General features: G+C 43.0%; 15 protein-coding genes. 7 read left to right on the forward strand and 8 right to left on the reverse strand.

All coding sequences use genetic code 11. The annotated features are described in order from the left end of the window. Positions 1-40 precede the first annotated feature (40 nt). From VNM22_03850 to lnt, 6 genes are all read right to left on the reverse strand, one after another. The gene (locus VNM22_03850; protein HWP46275.1) at positions 41-544 is read right to left on the reverse strand and encodes a UvrB/UvrC motif-containing protein; all 504 of its coding nucleotides are present in this window, start codon (positions 542-544) and stop codon (positions 41-43) included. Positions 545-610: 66 nt separating this feature from the next. Beyond that, positions 611-1,288, reverse strand: a complete 678-nt coding sequence (locus tag VNM22_03855; protein HWP46276.1) for an ABC transporter ATP-binding protein — start codon at positions 1,286-1,288, stop codon at positions 611-613. Between the two features lie 103 nt (positions 1,289-1,391). Beyond that, complete coding sequence (locus VNM22_03860; GenBank protein ID HWP46277.1) at positions 1,392-2,732, reverse strand: lipoprotein-releasing ABC transporter permease subunit; 1,341 nt, start codon at positions 2,730-2,732, stop codon at positions 1,392-1,394. 57 nt (positions 2,733-2,789) lie between these two features. Then, positions 2,790-4,268: a lysine--tRNA ligase gene (gene lysS, locus VNM22_03865; GenBank protein ID HWP46278.1), complete on the reverse strand. Its 1,479-nt coding sequence runs from the start codon at positions 4,266-4,268 to the stop codon at positions 2,790-2,792. 66 nt (positions 4,269-4,334) lie between these two features. Further along, positions 4,335-5,348, reverse strand: coding sequence for a peptide chain release factor 2 (gene prfB, locus VNM22_03870; GenBank protein HWP46279.1), 1,014 nt, complete (start codon positions 5,346-5,348; stop codon positions 4,335-4,337). A 174-nt stretch (positions 5,349-5,522) separates the two neighbouring features. Next, positions 5,523-7,142 carry an apolipoprotein N-acyltransferase gene (lnt, locus tag VNM22_03875; protein HWP46280.1) on the reverse strand — a complete coding sequence of 540 codons (1,620 nt, stop codon included), beginning with the start codon at positions 7,140-7,142 and terminating at the stop codon, positions 5,523-5,525. Positions 7,143-7,713: 571 nt separating this feature from the next. On the opposite strand from lnt, the gene VNM22_03880 reads away from it, so the two are divergent. Beyond that, positions 7,714-8,454 carry an ADP-ribosylation factor-like protein gene (locus VNM22_03880; GenBank protein ID HWP46281.1) on the forward strand — a complete coding sequence of 247 codons (741 nt, stop codon included), beginning with the start codon at positions 7,714-7,716 and terminating at the stop codon, positions 8,452-8,454. Positions 8,455-8,987: 533 nt separating this feature from the next. Here VNM22_03880 and VNM22_03885 read toward each other — a convergent pair. Beyond that, a complete protein-coding gene (locus VNM22_03885; protein HWP46282.1) occupies positions 8,988-10,178 on the reverse strand; it encodes an ArsA family ATPase in 1,191 nt (396 codons plus the stop codon). Between the two features lie 218 nt (positions 10,179-10,396). Here VNM22_03885 and hisC point away from each other — a divergent pair, with 218 nt between their 5' ends. Further along, positions 10,397-11,491, forward strand: a complete 1,095-nt coding sequence (gene hisC / locus VNM22_03890) for a histidinol-phosphate transaminase (GenBank protein ID HWP46283.1) — start codon at positions 10,397-10,399, stop codon at positions 11,489-11,491. 31 nt (positions 11,492-11,522) lie between these two features. Continuing rightward, positions 11,523-12,146 (forward strand): imidazole glycerol phosphate synthase subunit HisH, encoded by a 624-nt coding sequence (gene hisH / locus VNM22_03895; GenBank protein HWP46284.1) that lies wholly within the window; start codon positions 11,523-11,525, stop codon positions 12,144-12,146. Here hisH and VNM22_03900 read toward each other — a convergent pair. Next, positions 12,105-13,379 (reverse strand): response regulator, encoded by a 1,275-nt coding sequence (locus VNM22_03900; protein ID HWP46285.1) that lies wholly within the window; start codon positions 13,377-13,379, stop codon positions 12,105-12,107. The two genes, hisH and VNM22_03900, sit on opposite strands and share 42 nt — an antisense overlap. 225 nt (positions 13,380-13,604) lie before the next feature. Between VNM22_03900 and VNM22_03905 the strand changes: the two genes are divergently transcribed. The 4 genes from VNM22_03905 (at position 13,605) to VNM22_03920 (ending at position 17,721) form a co-directional block, all read left to right on the forward strand. Further along, on the forward strand, positions 13,605-14,813 hold the full coding sequence (locus VNM22_03905) for a bifunctional 3,4-dihydroxy-2-butanone-4-phosphate synthase/GTP cyclohydrolase II (GenBank protein HWP46286.1): 1,209 nt from the start codon (positions 13,605-13,607) through the stop codon (positions 14,811-14,813). A 103-nt stretch (positions 14,814-14,916) separates the two neighbouring features. Continuing rightward, a complete protein-coding gene (locus tag VNM22_03910) occupies positions 14,917-16,062 on the forward strand; it encodes a trypsin-like peptidase domain-containing protein (GenBank protein HWP46287.1) in 1,146 nt (381 codons plus the stop codon). 233 nt (positions 16,063-16,295) lie between these two features. Continuing rightward, on the forward strand, positions 16,296-16,943 hold the full coding sequence (locus VNM22_03915; GenBank protein ID HWP46288.1) for a bifunctional precorrin-2 dehydrogenase/sirohydrochlorin ferrochelatase: 648 nt from the start codon (positions 16,296-16,298) through the stop codon (positions 16,941-16,943). Next, positions 16,933-17,721, forward strand: a complete 789-nt coding sequence (locus VNM22_03920; protein ID HWP46289.1) for a uroporphyrinogen-III synthase — start codon at positions 16,933-16,935, stop codon at positions 17,719-17,721. The genes VNM22_03915 and VNM22_03920 overlap by 11 nt, the downstream gene beginning before the upstream one ends. Positions 17,722-17,723: the final 2 nt, after the last annotated feature.

A 17,723-nucleotide genomic window follows, 5' to 3' on the forward strand; every position in this document is an offset into this window, starting at 1 on the left:
TCCTCATTTTAGTTGTTGTAGCAACAACTAAAGTTCTTACTTACGATGATCTGGCTGTGTTCTTTAAACTTAAAATCTTATCCCTTAGCTTCGCGGCTTCTTCATAATTTTCGCCTTTAACGGCTTCCTTAAGTTTTTTATATAATCGTACTAATTGGGATGAAATCAAGGTATCTTCTGCTTTGAGAAGGCGTAAATCTTCCTCTACGTGCTGCGTAGTCCCCTGAAGCCTTAGAAACAAATCATCCAGATATTCTGCAAATATGATATAGCATTCACTACATCCAAATTTATGAGCCTCAACGAACTTCGCCAAAGATAATCCGCAGTTGAGACATCTTCTTGAAGCAACGTTCTCTTGAAGAGGAGTCTTGAGTCCTACCATCCATAGCGTGATAGAAGGAGAGTCCTTGGAGGAGGAACCTTCCAATAAACCGATCTCCTTAGCACATCCATAACATAATTTAATTTCTTCAACCTCTTCCTCCAAAAAGGTTTTAATAAATAAACCGGCCAGATTTTTCTGGCAATTTTCACATAACATGTTCTTTTAAAGGGGTAGAGGCTCGAAGTTAGGGGTCTAAAATCAGACTATTTTATCCCTTAGCTTCTAGTTTCCTATGGTTCCATCAATAAGTTTAATAACCCTTTGAGCCAGTTTAGCTAACTTTTCATTGTGCGTTACAATAACAAATGAGATCCCTTTCTCTTCGTTTAAATATTTAAGGAGTTCCCCAACCAAAGACGCCGTTTTCATGTCTAAGTTTCCGGTGGGTTCATCGGCTAAAACGATCATCGGTTCGGTAACGATGGCTCTGGCTATCGCCACTCTTTGTTGTTCTCCTCCGGAAAGTTCCCCCGGTTTATGCTCCAGCCTATCTTCCAAACCCACTTCCGATAAAAGTTTAAAAGCTTTTTCGGCTGCAAGATCAGGGGTAGTTCCACGAATAAGGAGGGGCATCATGACATTCTCCAGCGTATTAAATTCGGGTAACAGGTGATGAAACTGAAAGACAAATCCGATATTCTTATTCCGGAACTCGGCCAGTTGCTCCTCGGAGAGGCTAAAAATATCGAATCCTCTATAAAGAACCTCCCCGGAGGTGGGTCGGTCTAAAGCTCCTAAAATATGGAGCAGCGTACTTTTCCCAGCCCCTGAGTTACCTACAATAGCTACCATCTCTCCCTGGGTTATTTTTAAATCTACGCCTTTCAGGACATGCAGGATCTCAGAACCCGTTTCAAAGGATTTATGTAAGTTTCTAGTTTCAACAATAATCGTATTCAACTACTTTTTCCTCATAAAGGCACAAAGTCCGCCTTGAATCTCTTAAAGCCTATGCAAAGAATAAAAGATCTGACGATCTTTGCGCCTTTAGGAGAAACTCTTCTCATTCGTATCTCAGGGCTACTACCGGATCTAATTTTGAAGCCTGCCAGGCTGGATAAACCGTAGCTAAAAGACAGATCAAAATCGACATGGTAGCTACCAAAACAAAATCCAACGCCGTCATTTTAAAAGGAAGATGATCCAGGTAATAAACATCCCCTTGCAATTTAATCAGTTTATAGGTATCTGCTATCCAACAGATCAAAAAACCAAAAATGCATCCCAGGAGCGTTCCAACGAACCCAATGGTAAGTCCTTCTGTTACAAAAATTTTCATAATACTCTTCGAAGTAGCTCCCATAGATTTTAAGATAGCAATATCTTTATTTTTTTCCATAACCATCATAATGAGAGTACTGGCTATATTAAACGCTGCCACCAGGACGATCAAAACCAGGATAATGAACATGGCGATTTTCTCTAACTTAAGGGCCGAGAAAAGATTCCGATTCATTTCGGCCCAATCCCGGACCACATATCCGGCCCCCAGAACCTCCTGAATTTGATCTGCAATACGAGGAGCTTCGTAGATGTCACTGACTTTAATTTCCACACCGGTTACAGAATCCTTCATATTAAAGAACTTCTGGGCGGCTGTCAAGGAAATATAAACCAAACTTGAATCATACTCGAACATTCCCGAGTAAAAAATCCCAACCACACGAAATTTTTTTAATTTAGGAACAGGCCCTGAGGGGAGTTGGGTTCCGGTCGGAGAAACCACGGTAACATTATCTCCCACAATCACGCCTAATAACCTGGCCAGTTCAAGACCGATGATAATAGCGTCTCTTTTAGGTCCCGTTTCAGATTCTGGATTATCATACTGCTCCTTTAACAGACTCAGGGAGCCTTCGATCATATTTTTAGCCAGATCGGTTACACCAGATTCAGAATCTGGATCTATCCCCCGAATGACCACACCGGCTACATTGGTATCAGAATTGATCATAACCTGGCTGAAAATAAAAGGAGCGGCAGCCTTAACATCCGGTACTGTTTTTACTTTCTCGATAACCTCTGCATAGTTTTCCATGCCGGTATTGCTCCGCTTGAGAATCACCGCATGGGAGTTAGTCCCCAGGATCTTATTTCTCAAATCGTCCTCAAACCCGGTCATGACCGCCAAAACGATAATCAATGCCATAACCCCCAGCATAACGCCACCGATGGAAATGATGCTGGTCAGGGAAATAAACATTTGCTTCCGCCTGGCTTTTAAATAACGGATCCCGATGAACAGTTCATAAGAACCTGCCAGGATTCTCCTTTTCCTGGATTTTTTATATTTTTCTAATTTTTCTCGAAGTCTGGTATCGATGATCTGTTGCTGATTGTCCAAGATTTGTTGTTTGCCACCTCTTATCCCTTGCCCGCTGTAACCCGCTGATTGGTAGGATCAGGTTTCCTGCTTTAGCAAGGGGAAGAGAATAACCTCCCGGATAGAACCCGAATTGGTCAGTAACATGACCAGACGATCAACCCCTACGCCCTCTCCGGCGGTTGGGGGCATTCCGTATTCAAGGGCCCGGATATAATCTTCATCCATTCGATGGGCTTCCTCGTCTCCGGCCTCTCTCTCTCGAACCTGCCGTTCAAACCGTTCCCGCTGATCAATGGGGTCATTCAGCTCGGTAAATGCATTGGCCACTTCCTTCCCTGCGATAAATAGCTCAAACCGCTCCGCGACTTCCGGGTTATCTTCTTTAGCCTTGGATAAGGGTGAAACTTCTATAGGAAAATCGATGATAAAGGTAGGTTGAATCAACCTGGGCTGTACGACCACATCAAATATTTTCAGTAAGAGTTTGGCCGGGGTCATCTTTGTCGTGGGAATACCCAGTTTTTGGGCAATCTCTTTTATTTTTTCTTCATTTTCTAAATCTTGGATTGAAATTCCATCATAATGTTGAGCGATGGCTTCTTTAAGGGATAACACGGTCCATGGGGGAGAGAGGTTAATGGGTTGACCCTGGTAAACCAACTGGTTAGAACCTAAAACCTTTTCCGCTACATAGTTCAACATCTCCTCTGAAAATTTCATGAGATCTCGATAGTCTGCATAGGCCATATAAAACTCCAGCATGGTAAACTCGGGGTTATGTTCGGTAGAAATGCCCTCGTTACGAAAGTTACGGTTGATTTCATAAACCCTCTCAAAACCTCCTACAACCAACCGTTTTAAGTAGAGTTCTGGCGCAATACGGAGATAAAGATCCATGTTTAGGGCATTATGATGGGTTACAAAAGGCCGGGCTGCAGCCCCTCCGGCAATGGGATGCATCATGGGGGTTTCTACTTCCAAAAATCCCCTCTCATTCAGAAAGGTCCGTAGGGCTTGAATAATCGCAGTTCGTTTTTTAAAAATTTCCCGGACTTCCGGATTGGCAATTAAATCCACATACCGTTGCCGATATCTTAGCTCTACATCTCTCAATCCATGCCACTTCTCGGGAAGGGGGCGAAGGGATTTAGAAAGAAGTTTCACTTCCGAAACCAGGATGGTCAGCTCTCCGGTTTTGGTACGAAAAAGGGTTCCTCGAACTCCAATAAAATCTCCGATATCGAAGGTAGTAAAGCGCTCGTAAGCTTCTGGACCTATCCTGTCGGTACGAACATAAATCTGGATCTGGGCCTCTCCACTTCGGATATGGGCAAAGGTGTTCTTTCCATGGATTCGTAAAGACATGATCCGCCCGGCGGTAATGATCTCCGGAATGGATTCCAGTTCACTTCCAGAGAGATTTCCATAACTTTGGACAATTTGAGAAACCCAATGGGAGATAGTAAATTTGTTTACATAGGGATTAATTCCCGATGCTCTTAACTCTTCTAGCTTTTTCCGCCGTTGTAAAATCTGATCGCTAACCTCAGACATTTTCAAAAACAATGACCAATGTCCAATGATCCATTAGCCGATTTCGTCATTGTTCATGATTCATTGCTAATTGTTCAATAGATAAGCCTTAATAAACTCATCGATTTCCCCATCCAGGACCCCTTGCACATTGCTTGTTTCCAGATTGGTTCGATGGTCCTTTACCAGTTGATAAGGATGAAGCACATAGGAGCGAATCTGGCTCCCCCAGGCTATTTTTTTCTTTTCACCCTGAATCTTTTCCAGTTCTTCTTTTCGTTCTTGTTCATAGATTTCATATAGACGGGCCTTTAAAATTTTCATGGCCATCTCTCGATTTCTATGCTGGGATCTTTCATTCTGACATTGGACCACAATACCTGTCGGAAGATGCGTAATGCGAACCGCCGAATCTGTCACATTCACATGCTGTCCCCCCGCTCCACTGGATCGATACGTGTCTATGCGAAGATCTTCCTCCCTAATATTTAAGTTAATGGTTTCATCTATCTCAGGAAATACAAATACAGAGGCAAAGGAAGTATGTCTACGATGATTGGCATCAAAAGGAGAGAGGCGAATGAGGCGATGAACTCCACTCTCGGACTTGAGATATCCATAGGCGTAGTCTCCATTAACCGTGATGGTTGCATTCTTGATTCCGGCTTCTTCACCCGGTAAGATATCTACAATTTTTGCTTCGAACCCCTTTCGTTCGCACCAGCGCAGATACATTCGCATCAGTATCTGTGCCCAGTCTTGAGATTCCGTGCCCCCGGCCCCAGAGTTAATGGATAGAATGGCATTACTTTTGTCATGTTCTCCACTGAACATCTGCTGGAATTCTATGGCCGATAACTCTCGGGCCAACGTGTTTAGTCGCTCCTCAATTTCGGGCAGAATCGAAGTATCCTCTTCGGCCAACTCCAACAAGACCTCTAAATCGTCCCGCTGTTGGACCAACTCCTTCCAGGTCTCTAAGGTTTTCTGTAAAGATTTGTGCTCTTGAAGCACTTTTTGGGCTTTTTCATTATCGTCCCAGAAACCCGATTCAATCATTTTCTTCTCTAGTTCGGCAATTTGCCGTTCTTTCCCTGAAATGTCAAAGACAGTCCCGAATAAAAGTCAATTTTTCAACCAATTTTGAAAACTTCTCTCTAAGTTCTTCTACCTTCAACTCCATAGTTACTTTTAAGTAATATTTTTGCCATCCAGACAGCAAGAGATTAAGATGGAAAGCGGAAGATTAAAGCCTATTTAACTCTCTTCAACCCTCTACTTCGATCTTCTATCTTCAAATCTTTGTGTCCGGGTGGCAAAATAGTTGCTACCCAGAAACCCAAAAAATAGACCCAAGCAGATATAAGCAAAAATATCTCCGAATCGGGTATAGAAAGTCCTAGAGTTACCTGGGAAGATGTTATGCGTTAAGGCAGTTTCTACAAAAAGATCGGTACTGGCTATAATACGACCATAGGGATCTACAAAGCTGGATATGCCTGTATTTGCGGCCCGAATTATAGGAATCCGATTCTCAATGGAACGGAAGGTCACCATCGCCATATGTTGATAAGGACCTGCCGTTCGGCCAAACCAGGCATCGTTGGTTATATTAACCATAAAATTAGCTCCTCTGTCAATAAATTTCCTTACCAGATTTGGAAAAATTACTTCAAAACAAATAACCACGCCAAACTTGTGATTTCCCAACGCCATAACCTTATACTCTCTTCCAGGTTCCAACTCTCCCACGGCCTTAGTGATTTTATCTACGAAGAAAAAAACCTTTTGATAAGGTACATATTCCCCAAAGGGGACCAGCTCGATCTTATCGTATTTATCTAAGAGTTTTCCCTCTGGAGATAAGAAAAAAGCGCTGTTTAAATAAACGTAGTCTTGACCCCTACGACCTGGCCTGGCATCTATGCCCCCAAAAACTAAATGGACTTTCATTTCCCGAACCAGTCGGATTAATTCTTCCCGCCTGGGGGGATCAAAATTAAAGAAAAAAGGAACCGCAGTTTCAGGCCAGACTATTAAATCCGGTTTTTGAGATAGTGACTGTAGAGAAAGCCTTTCATAGGTTTCAAAAACCTGCTCCTGATAGCGAGGATTCCATTTAATACCCTGATCAATATTCCCCTGTACCACAGTAGCCGTAAGAGCCTCTTTAGAAACTCCAGGATGGGCTAACACATAAAAACCATAGCTCAGAGTTAGAATCAAACCCAGAGAGCTAAATACAAGGAGCTTTCCTTTAAAAACTTGAGACTCCTGGGAGAAAAAGAGGGTATAAAGCGTTACGTTTATAAGAACGATCAAAAACGAAACCCCGTATACCCCGGTAAACTCGGCAATCTGTACCACAGGACTCATGAGAAATTGAGAATACCCCAGGTTATTCCAGGGAAATCCAATAAAGAAAAAGGATCGAATATACTCCAGAGCAGTCCAGACTATCGGAGCGGAGATAGCTATGGGAAGGGTCGATATCAAACCCTGCCTTGAACCTGCCCGGCCTAGCGGCCATCGAAGGAGAAAAGAATTCATTCCGGCTTTTTTTCCCTGTAGGTATTGGATGATCAAGGTAAAAAGGCCTACATAAAGGGCCAGATATACGGCCAGCAATAGCAAGATCCCTATACTGGAAGGAAGATTAATCCCTCCATACCGGACCATGGTCACGGTAATCCAGTATAAAGATCCTAAATAATAAGTTACTCCGGCTAGCCATCCCAACCAAAACGTGTTTTTCAAGCTCTCTTCCTGGATAGCGTACAAAAGAGGAATTAAAGCAATCCAGGCGAGTAACTCCAGGTTAAACTTAGGAAATATAAGCACCAGGAGGATACCGGAGAGGAAAGCCAATGAAATTTTTTTTAAGTATTTACGCAAAAATCAAAACCTCGTTTTTTGATCTGTAAACGGTCCTAAATAACCGAAAGACTTCTTCTATCGTTTTCGCAAGAATATAGAAGCGGGTTTCAAACCCGCCCTTCTCGGACCGTCCAAAAATTGTCATAAAGGTTTATAATTTAGGCTATCTCCTTCTGCTATGACCTAATTTAATATAACCCCCTTGAAGGGTTGTTGCAATGGACGGACAGGTCATCTGAGAGATAGTTGGGAAGGAGCGCTCCCATGGCTTTACACCCCTCCCTTTCCAGATAGTTTGTTCCAGGTTCTTTTCTCGTCATTGCATCAGGATATTTATCCTGAGACAGTACCAAATTCCGGATCTGATCGCCCAGAGCTGGAATGAGGCCCCTGATGGAAAAACCCTTGACAATACCCCGTCACTTTTATACAGTGCGAGAGCAATCCTTGAAGAAATCTTCCAGGTCTAAAAATTGCAAGTTTATTTGGTAAAGTCCAGAAGAAGTACAGAAATAGAGTAAAAATTTTATAAATAAACGACCTGATAACTCACAAAACTTCACCAATCCTTAGCCTGCAGGATGCAACTATGGCACAGTTTAATTATAGCACAAAGGAAATTATAGCAAAACTTGTTTACTATGGACCTTCCCTGGGTGGTAAAACGACGAATTTGCAAGTCCTTCATAAAATCCTGGATCCCACCAGTCGCGGTAATTTATTCTCCCTGGAAACAGAGGCAGATCGAACCTTATTTTTTGATTTACTTCCCATTAATTTGGGAATAAGGAAGGGAATAGAACTTCGTTTGAAGGTTTATACGGTTCCAGGTCAGGTAAAATATAACTCTACACGACGTATGGTTTTAACGGGAGCCGATGGGATTGTATTTGTTGCAGACTCTGGGGTAAGCCGCTATAACGATAACATAGAAAGCTTTCAGAATTTGATCGAGAACCTGGCCGTAAATTCAATCAATATCCATGAAATTCCCCTGGTTTTACAATATAATAAACGAGATTTACCGGATATTTTATCGGTTGAAACCTTAGAGAAGAAACTCAATTTTAGAAATGTACCTTCCTTTGAATCGGTAGCCATCGAAGGAAAAGGAGTTCTGGAGAGTTTCATCGGAATCCTTAAGGGTATAATGATCCATTTTGCAGAAAAGTATCACCTTGCTAAAGGTGAAGCTGGGATTGCTAGACTCGTTGAACAGGTGGAAAAGAATCTAATGGAACATGTGCAGAAAGGGCAAAAAATCCAAAACTCTGTTATCCAACCTCAAGGATCACAGGTTCATCCGGAACCTAAGGAGCCAAAATTGTAGTAGGGGCGGAAGGCCTTCCGCCCGTACAAATCCAGAAACTGATCTATCCCATAAACCTCCTCGGGAGTTTAGACAATAAACCAAAGTTGTTGATTCGCTGTTCTGGAAGCCAACGTAAAGGTCTAATAAACTTTCCCAATCTGATAAGGCTCTCCAGATTATGTGCAGGAAGGAAATAATCGATATCTCCCTAGAAGGGAGCCGATATTTCTTGTGGGTAGGACGGTAACTTGGAAGTTCTGGAAAGGTTCCTGTTTAGTCCAGGCAGGTAAATGGGGATTATTCCTGGATTGTGATTTTCGTAAAGTCTTTCTTTTGAATTTCCCGTTGAAGGTCTTGAATCCTTTTTTCGATAAGTGCTTTGATACCCTCCAGAATTTCGATTTCTGCCTTTCTCATATGGATTGAAAACTCCGAATTTCGTCCCAATACTTGTAAGAGAAGACCGGATAATTGGCAAAGGATACACATCCAGGCATCGGAAGTCAAAAATCAGGAATCAGACCTTTCTGCTGGTCCCCGACTTTTGACTCCTATTCTTCCAGGGTTTCAAAAAAGACCGTTAAAGTATTTCCTTCAACTCTGGCTCCAGAGGGTTTCGCACCGGCAATCCGTCTGGGGAGAACCATATTTTTCTTAAAATTTCCAATACGAATAATAAGCTCATCGGCGCTTTTACTTAAATCGATATCGGCTTTAGAGACGAAAGGAAGTTTAATCTGAACTTGATAGTGCCGGTTCTCTTTTAGAAATTTATAAGGGCTCTCGGCATAGAAAACCTGAGTTGGATCTTTATCGGCATACAGAGCTTCTGCCAGATGGACCAGATCTTCCTTACCTACAATTTCATCTTTAAAAAGGTTAACCTTCCAGATGGGAACGGGCGTAAAATACTCCTCTAACTGACTCAGGTGGCGGTCCTGGGTATTCATCCAATGGGTAAAGTATTCGTCGGAGACCTGAGGGGGTAGAATTCGATTGACCACAATGGCATCGATACAAAGCCCATAGAGACAAAAGTACATGAAAGCCCGTTGGGTCTCTTTGATGATGATTTTTTCAGGATTGGTTATCAAACGAACCGTTGTGATAGCCGGATCATTCAGTAATTTATCTACTCCCTCTAATTTGTCATACAGAGACTGAATAGATTCAAAATAGCTATCATCCGGCAATGGAACAGAATACAGGGTTGACATGACCGGTCGCATGACCTTCATGAGATTTTTTTCAACCTTAAAAACTTTCCGCATATACCATTCCAGGGTCGTGGGGAGACTGATAAATCTCAAAGATTCTCCAGTTGGGGCGCAGTCTAGCATGATGACATCAAATGCTTTTTCTCTGGTGTATTGATTGATGTAAAGCAGAGAGCTGACTTCTTCCATGCCGGGAAGAATCGCCAATTCTTCGGCCAGGATTTCATCTAAGCCAGAAGTGTTTAATAACATGGCAAGGTATTTATAAACTTCTCCCCAATGCCTTTGAATTTCTTCCTGTACATCAACTTCTTGCAACCACAGTTTCTCCTCAAGCTGGATCAAAGCTCCCTTTTTATGATCCAGGAGCCTTTGGTCTAAGTCAAAGGAATCTGAAAGGCTATGGGCCGCATCTAAAGACATCACCAGGGTTTTATGGCCCACCTGGGCCGATCTCAAAGCGGAAGCTGCCGAGATACTCGTTTTTCCTACGCCACCTTTGCCCGTAAATAATATAATTCGCATCGGTAAAACACAAAACGTAAACTCTAAAGGCAGAATAATCTACCTTTTAAGTTTTACATTTTGTGCTTCTGACCAAAACTTAAAATTTTATCCCTTGACAGGTTCAAGGGCAGATGTTATTTGACTAGGGTAACTTCTTATTATAAGAGTAGATGGTAATAATGTCAACTACGCCTTTTAATAAAGATCTTGAAAGTATCTTCTAACTGAGAAAACCCATGGGAAGATTACATGATCTAATTCGGAGTGAAATCATCGCCCTGGAGGCATATCATGCAGAAGAGGAGATTTGTAAGATCAAATTGGATGCCAATGAAAATTCCTTTCCTTTTCCCCTTGAACTTCGGAAAGAAATGGCTTCTCTCATAGAGAACTTGCCTTTTAACAGATATCCAGATCCTTCTGCAAGGGAACTAAGGGCTGTTTTAGCCGAAAGGTTATCTGATTCGAAAAATTCCGTAAATTCTGATATGATTTTGGTGGGAAACGGCTCTGATGAATTGATTCAGATGATACTTCTGGTATGTGGTGGGGACTCGGGTCGTGTTCTTATTCCCACTCCTACCTTTGCCATGTATAAAATCTTGGCTCAGATCTTGGGTCAGAAACCCATAGAAATTCCTCTGGAAGCGGATTTTGATTTGAATTTAGAGAAAATGCTGGCACGAATCGATTCCGATCAGCCCCGGATTACCTTCTTGAGTTATCCGAATAATCCTACCGGAAATAGCTTCTCCCGGGAGAAAATATTAAAAATTCTCGAGGCTTCCCAGGGAGTTGTCGTCATAGATGAAGCCTATTTTGATTTTTCCAAAAAAACCTTTCTCCCTCTTTTGTCTGACTATGAGAATCTTATTATTTTGAGGACTTTTTCTAAAATTGGTGCTGCGGGATTACGGGTTGGGTTCCTCATCGCCCATGAGAAGATGGTTCGGCAATTCAACAAGGTCCGGCTTCCCTTCAATTTAAATCTTTTTTCACAAGCCGCTGCCAAATTAATTTTGGAAAATCGTACCTATCTGGATCGGCAGGTTATGCAACTTATCCAGGAGAGGGAAAGGCTTTACCAGATCTTACGGGGTTTTTCTTATCTGAACCCTTTTCCATCCGACGCCAATTTTATTTTAGTTAGAACTAAAATGGACGCTGCATTTCTCCATCAAGAGTTGATAAAGCGAGACATCTTAGTTCGTAACTTAAGTAAGCCTGGTCCTCTTTTTAATTGTCTTCGTATAGGAGTTGGCACTCCAGAAGAGAACAGGTTGTTATGTAAAGCATTGGAGGAAATTAAAGATCAAAGGCCAGAATCCTAACTCCCGATTTCCGGCTTTTGGTTTATGCTTTATGACCATGATTGCCATCATAGATTATGGCATGGCCAATCTGCATAGTGTTCAAAAGGGATTCGAAAAGGTTGGTCACCGGGCTGTGATCACCAGTGATCCTCAGGTTATAGCCATGGCCTCGGGATTGGTTTTACCGGGGGTTGGAGCCTTTAAAGTTTGCATGGATAACCTGGTCAAACGAGATTTGGTGCAGCCCCTCTACCAATGGATCGAAAAGGGAAAACCTTTTTTGGGAATTTGTGTGGGATTACAACTTCTCTTTACCGAAAGTGAAGAATTTGGTAATTGTAAGGGCTTGGATATTTTCAAAGGGAAGGTAAAGCGATTTTCCGGGGCGTTAAAAGTTCCTCATATGGGCTGGAATAATATAACCATCCGACGACCGGCTCCCATCTTTCAGGGGATTAAGGATCAATCCTACTTCTATTTTGTCCATTCCTATTATGTAGATGCTGAGGAACCTGAAATTATTGCAGCCACCACGGAGTATGGAATATCCTTTACTTCGGTGATTTGGAAGGATCATATCTTGGGGTGTCAATTCCATCCAGAGAAGAGTCAGGCTTTAGGATTAAGGCTTCTAAAGAATTTCGGTGATTGGGTACTTCTCCAGAGTCGGTAGGACCACATGAAATTCGCTTCCATGTCCTACCCCTTCGCTTTCCACCCATACCATTCCCCCGTGACCTTCTATGATATTTTTTACAATGGTTAAGCCGATTCCGATTCCCCTCCCCATGAACTTTGTTTTATCGGTACTATGATGTAAGGGGTCCCCGACTTCATAAAAGGGCTCGAAGATTTTCTTTTGTTCCCTTGGATCGATACCTATGCCCGTATCTTTAACCAGAATTTCTATGGCAGGTTGGGATATGCCCTCACTGTTTGAGATCTGGGAGTTTTTCCATCGTAACTCTATCCAACCCCCATCCGGAGTAAATTTGATGGCATTGCTGATAAGATGAAAAAATACTTGCTTTAATCTTTCCGGGTCTCCGTGTACGATAGGTACACGGTCAAAATCATGAACCCGGATCAAAATATTTCTTTCTTGGGCGGCTCGTTGGAAGGTTGCAAGGGTATAATCGATAACATCTCGAATATTGATATTTTGTAGATTGATGGTAAGCTCTCCGATATTTGCTTTAGAGAGATCTATCAGGTTATTCACAATTTCTTTAAGACGGTCCGTACCCTTTAAGGCCTGTTCTAACAGATGTTTTTGCTCTTCATTCAACGAGCCTCCTATACCGTCTAGAGCCAGTTTTACATAACCCTCCATCACCATCAAAGGCGTTCTCAACTCATGGGACGCAATGGAGACAAAAATAGACTTGGTTTTATCCAATTCTTCTAATTCTCGATAAGCTTCCCTCAATTTGGACATAGCCTGTTCGAGTTCTATGGTCCTTTGCTTAACTTTTTCCTCCAGACTTCGGTTCAGTCTTTTCAACTCTTCCATCAATTTTTTATTTTCCAGGACCAAATAGCGGTTCTCCAGGGCTCTTTTAATGGTCAGATCAACATCCTGGATATTAGAGGGTTTTAGAACGTAATCGAAAGCTCCTAATCGGGTTGCTTCAATGGCAGCTTCTTCAGCAGCATGGGCAGTAACCATAATAAAAGGGGTATCGGGATGAATCTCTTTTGCCTTCTTAAGAACCTCTATTCCATCCATTCCAGGCATTTTCACATCGCAGAGAATCACATCCACTTCCTTTTCTTTTAAGAAAGACAAAGCCGTGAGGCCATCTTCAGCCGTAAATACTCGATACCCACATCTTATCAATAAGGCTGAAAAGGCGTCTCGAACTCCCGGGTCGTCATCTATGAGTAAGATTTGAATTGTTTTCAACTTTGAAACCTCTTTTTAAGTGAAATAGATAGTAACAGAATAAGAATATTAACTCATCTAGTCCATGGTAACCAAAGTTATTTTTTATGTCTAGGAAAATTTCATAATTTCTTTATAATTTTTTGAGAGAGATACTGAACGCTTGCTATCCGTCATGCAACGTAATCTTTTCCTCACACCTTTCCCTATTGACAAACTCTAAAAACATGATGAAATATTACTTACATGTTCGAGTATAAATTTGATATGATTCCAGAAGCAATAGAAGACATTCGGGCTGGAAAGCTGGTCATTGTTATAGACGATGGCGAGCCGGAGAATGAAGGAGATTTAGTGTGTGCGGCAGAGAAGGTAACTCCCGAATTGATTAATTTTATGGTGACCTATGGAAGAGGACTGGTCTGTTTACCTATGACCCGGGATCGGCTTAATGAATTGGAGCTTCCTTTAATGGTTCCCGAGGGCACTTCGGTGGATAAGACCGCCTTTACCGTTTCCATCGATGCAAAACAAGGGATTACAACCGGCATTTCTGCCGCAGACCGTGCAAAAACTATCCTGACAGCCGTTAATCCCAACACCAAACCCAAGGATCTCCTTCGACCCGGTCATGTCTTTCCCATACTCGCTCGGAGAGGAGGTGTTTTACGCAGAGCAGGACGCCCAGAGGCGGCGGTGGATTTGGCGCGAATGGCAGGCTTATACCCTGCCGGAGTCATCTGTGGTATCCTCAATGATGATGGTACTGTAGCACGACTTCCCGACCTCATGGAGTTCCGGGCTCGACATCATCTTAAAATCATTACCATAGCAGATTTAATAAAATTTCGTGTAAAACAGGAACGGTTTGTGAGTCGGGTTGCAACTCTTCAACTTCCTACCCCATATGGTACGTTCAAAGCGATCTGTTATCAAAACGAACTGGATCATCAACCCCATCTTGCTTTGGTTTATGGAGATATTTTAGCGAAGGAAAGTACTCTGGTCAGGGTTCACTCTCAATGTTTGACGGGAGATGTGTTTGGATCGCAACGTTGTGATTGTGGTGAACAGCTACACACGGCTATGCAGATGATTCAGCAAGAAGGGGCTGGCGTCCTGATCTATATGCAACAAGAAGGACGTGGTATTGGTTTGGCTAATAAGTTAAAGGCTTACGAACTTCAAGATCAGGGGCGAGACACTGTAGAGGCCAATGAAGAGCTGGGTTTTAAGGCGGACCTACGAGATTATGGGATTGGCGCTCAAATGTTGGTTGATCTCGGGGTAAAAAATATCCGTTTGATTACGAACAATCCGAGGAAAATTGTCGGTCTGGAAGGATACAATTTAAAAGTAGTCGAAAGAGTTCCCATTGAGATAAAACCCTCTGCCTCTAACATAAAGTATTTAACAACTAAGCGAAAAAAGTTAGGGCACCTGCTGAATGTGTAATACTAGTTACCGTTTACCATCTATCCGTTATCCTTTGTCAGATATCGGTCATTTAGAACCCCTAGCGAAGGATAAACGATAAGCGATAGCTGGCCGATGATCCATGGCAAATGTTGGAAAAGTCGTTGTAAGTTTGGCATTGATTTTCTCTCTCTATTCTATCTATAATAATCTGATCAAACCCTCTTGGTTAAGGAATGTTTCTGGTTCAGACAAGGGAAGTATATTCGAGACAGGAAACTTAAATCTCCATACGGCTCAACTGGAGACCATTTTTATAGAAATGGCTGAAAAAGCCAGTCCGGCAGTGGTAAATGTCAGAGGGGAGCGCCTTCAAGGAAAAAGCCTGGTGGATTATCTCCCCGACTGGGGGAAATTCTTCATGAACTGGTTGGATTCAAAACCATCCAACTGGGATAAGAAAAAATGGATTCTTCCCAGAAGTCAGGGGTCTGGGTTTATTATTAATCGGAAGGGCTACATCGTCACCAATTATCATGTAATCGAGGATGCCGATCGGATCGTTATCACGCTTTTTGATAATAAAAAATTGACAGCTACCCTCATCGGGGCGGATTCGGAGACCGATCTGGCCCTTCTCAAGGTCAATGCTTTAGAAGAATTGCCGGTTTTATTTTTAGGAAACTCAAAGTCTGTAAGGGTTGGGGAATGGGTCGTAGCCATCGGGAATCCTTTTGGGCTCAGTCATAGTCTCACTGTGGGAGTTATAAGTGGGACAGGGCGATCCATGGGGATCACAACCTATGAAGATTTTATTCAAACAGATGCCTCTATCAATTATGGTAACAGTGGAGGTCCCTTGCTCAACATTAAAGGGGAGGCTATCGGTATGAATACCGCCATTATTCCAGACAGTGAAGGGATTGGTTTTGCCATTCCGGCAAATATTATCCGAAAAGTCATTGATGATATCGCTCAAAAAGGCCAGGTCATTCGAGGCTGGCTGGGGATCGAAATTCAATCGCTAACCCCTGAGCTGGCCGAAGCCTTCGAAGTCCCGGCTGAGGACGGGGTTCTCATCAACCAGGTTTATCGAGGAAGCCCTGCTTACGAAGGGGGGCTGCAAAGAGGAGATATTATCGTTGAGTATGATCATCGAAAAGTCTCTTCCCCCAGGGAGTTAAAAAGTCTGGTGGCCAATACCCCCATCGGGGAAGTTGTTGAATTGGTGGTGAAAAGGGATAAAAACCTTCAAGTTGTCAAAGTAGTCGTCGGACAACGCTTGTAGAAGGGAAGTGGAGACACGGACACGCGAGGTTTTCTTTCCATAGAGATGGAGAGGAGTATGGGAGTGTGGGGGTATGGGAGTATATTTGTGCTCTTACACTACACTTCCTCCCCACCTTCCCACTTCTATACCTCCATACTCCCATACCTCCCACACTTCCTTACTTCTCCCTATCTCTGCGTCCCTCAAGTCCCAGCGTTTCCATGTCCCTACATCCCTGCGTTTTAGACAATATGTCGTACTACCCCATCCACGTGGATCTAAGAGGTCGAAGATGCCTGGTTATAGGAGGGGGAAAAGTGGCCGAACGTAAAGTTCGGTCTCTGATAACCTGTCAAGCAGAAATAACCATCGTCAGTCCTGAAGTAACCATCGGATTGAAAGACCTGATCGAGAAGAAAAAGTTATTATACCTTCAAAAAAAATACCAGGAATCGGATTTAGACCAGGCCTTTTTGGTGATAGCCGCGACGGATCAGTCCGAAGTTAACAGACAGATCTATCGAGATGCCCTCCGTAGGAATCTTTTGGTTAATGTGGTGGACTCCCCCGAGTGCTGTAACTTTATTATGCCGGCTTTTGTTAAAAGGGGGGACCTCTTACTGAGTGTCTCTACAGGCGGGAAAAGTCCGGCTCTGGCCGGGAAAATTCGTAAAAAATGGGAGGATGAGTTTGGAGAAGAATATCAACTGTTTTTGGAAGTTCTGGGAGAATTGAGGGAAAAAATCCAGGGACACATTCAGGATCCTCTTCTCAGAAAAAAACTCATCCATCAAATTCTCGATTCGGATCTCCTGGATCTACTCAGACAGGGTGATTTCGAATCTGCCCACGAAAGAAAGTTAGCCTTGCTGAAAGAAATAGGACGCTATGAGGGATAAATCTAGCCCGTTATTGGGAAAACGGATCTTAGTGACCAGGGCACAAGAACAGGCCGGTATGCTGGTTAAATTACTCGAGGAGCAGGGTGCAAAACCCCTGGAGTTTCCAGTTATCGAAATTGTGCCCCCGGCCAGTTGGGAAAAACTAGATCAGGCCATATCCCGGCTTGAAGATTACACCTGGCTTATCTTTACCAGTGTAAATGGGGTCAAATACTTTCTCCAACGTTTAACCTTCAACGGAAAAGATCTCCGGAATTTAAAAGATATCCGGATATGTACCATCGGTCCCGGAACTGCGGCTGCCCTGGAAAAACTGGGTATTCAGGTCCACTGGATTCCCGATGAATATCGGGCCGAGGCCATCGTGGCAGGCCTTGGAAAGGAGTTAATAGGCCGGCGTGTTTTGCTTCCTCGGGCCGAAATAGCCCGGGATCTGTTGCCAGAACAGCTTAAAAAGCTGGGGGTTGAAATCGAGGTCGTTACGGCTTATCGAACGATTCAAGCCCCCTACTCTGCCGATCAAATCCGAGCGCTTTTGCAAGCTCAAGAGGTGGATATGATTACTTTCACAAGCTCATCGACAGTTAGGAACTTTCTAAATCTCTTCGAGGAAGGTGAAAGGATCGGGCTCCTTGGAAGGACCCTCCTGGCCTGTATCGGACCGATTACCGCCGAAACGGTGAGAAAATTCGGTCTTTCCCCCCATATTGTGGCTTCTGAATATACAATACCCGGATTAGTTCGGGCTATTGTAGAGTTTTACCGATCGGTTTAAAT

The sequence above is a fragment of the Candidatus Limnocylindrales bacterium genome (genome assembly GCA_035559535.1).
GTDB lineage: Bacteria > Moduliflexota > Moduliflexia > Moduliflexales > JAUQPW01 > JAUQPW01.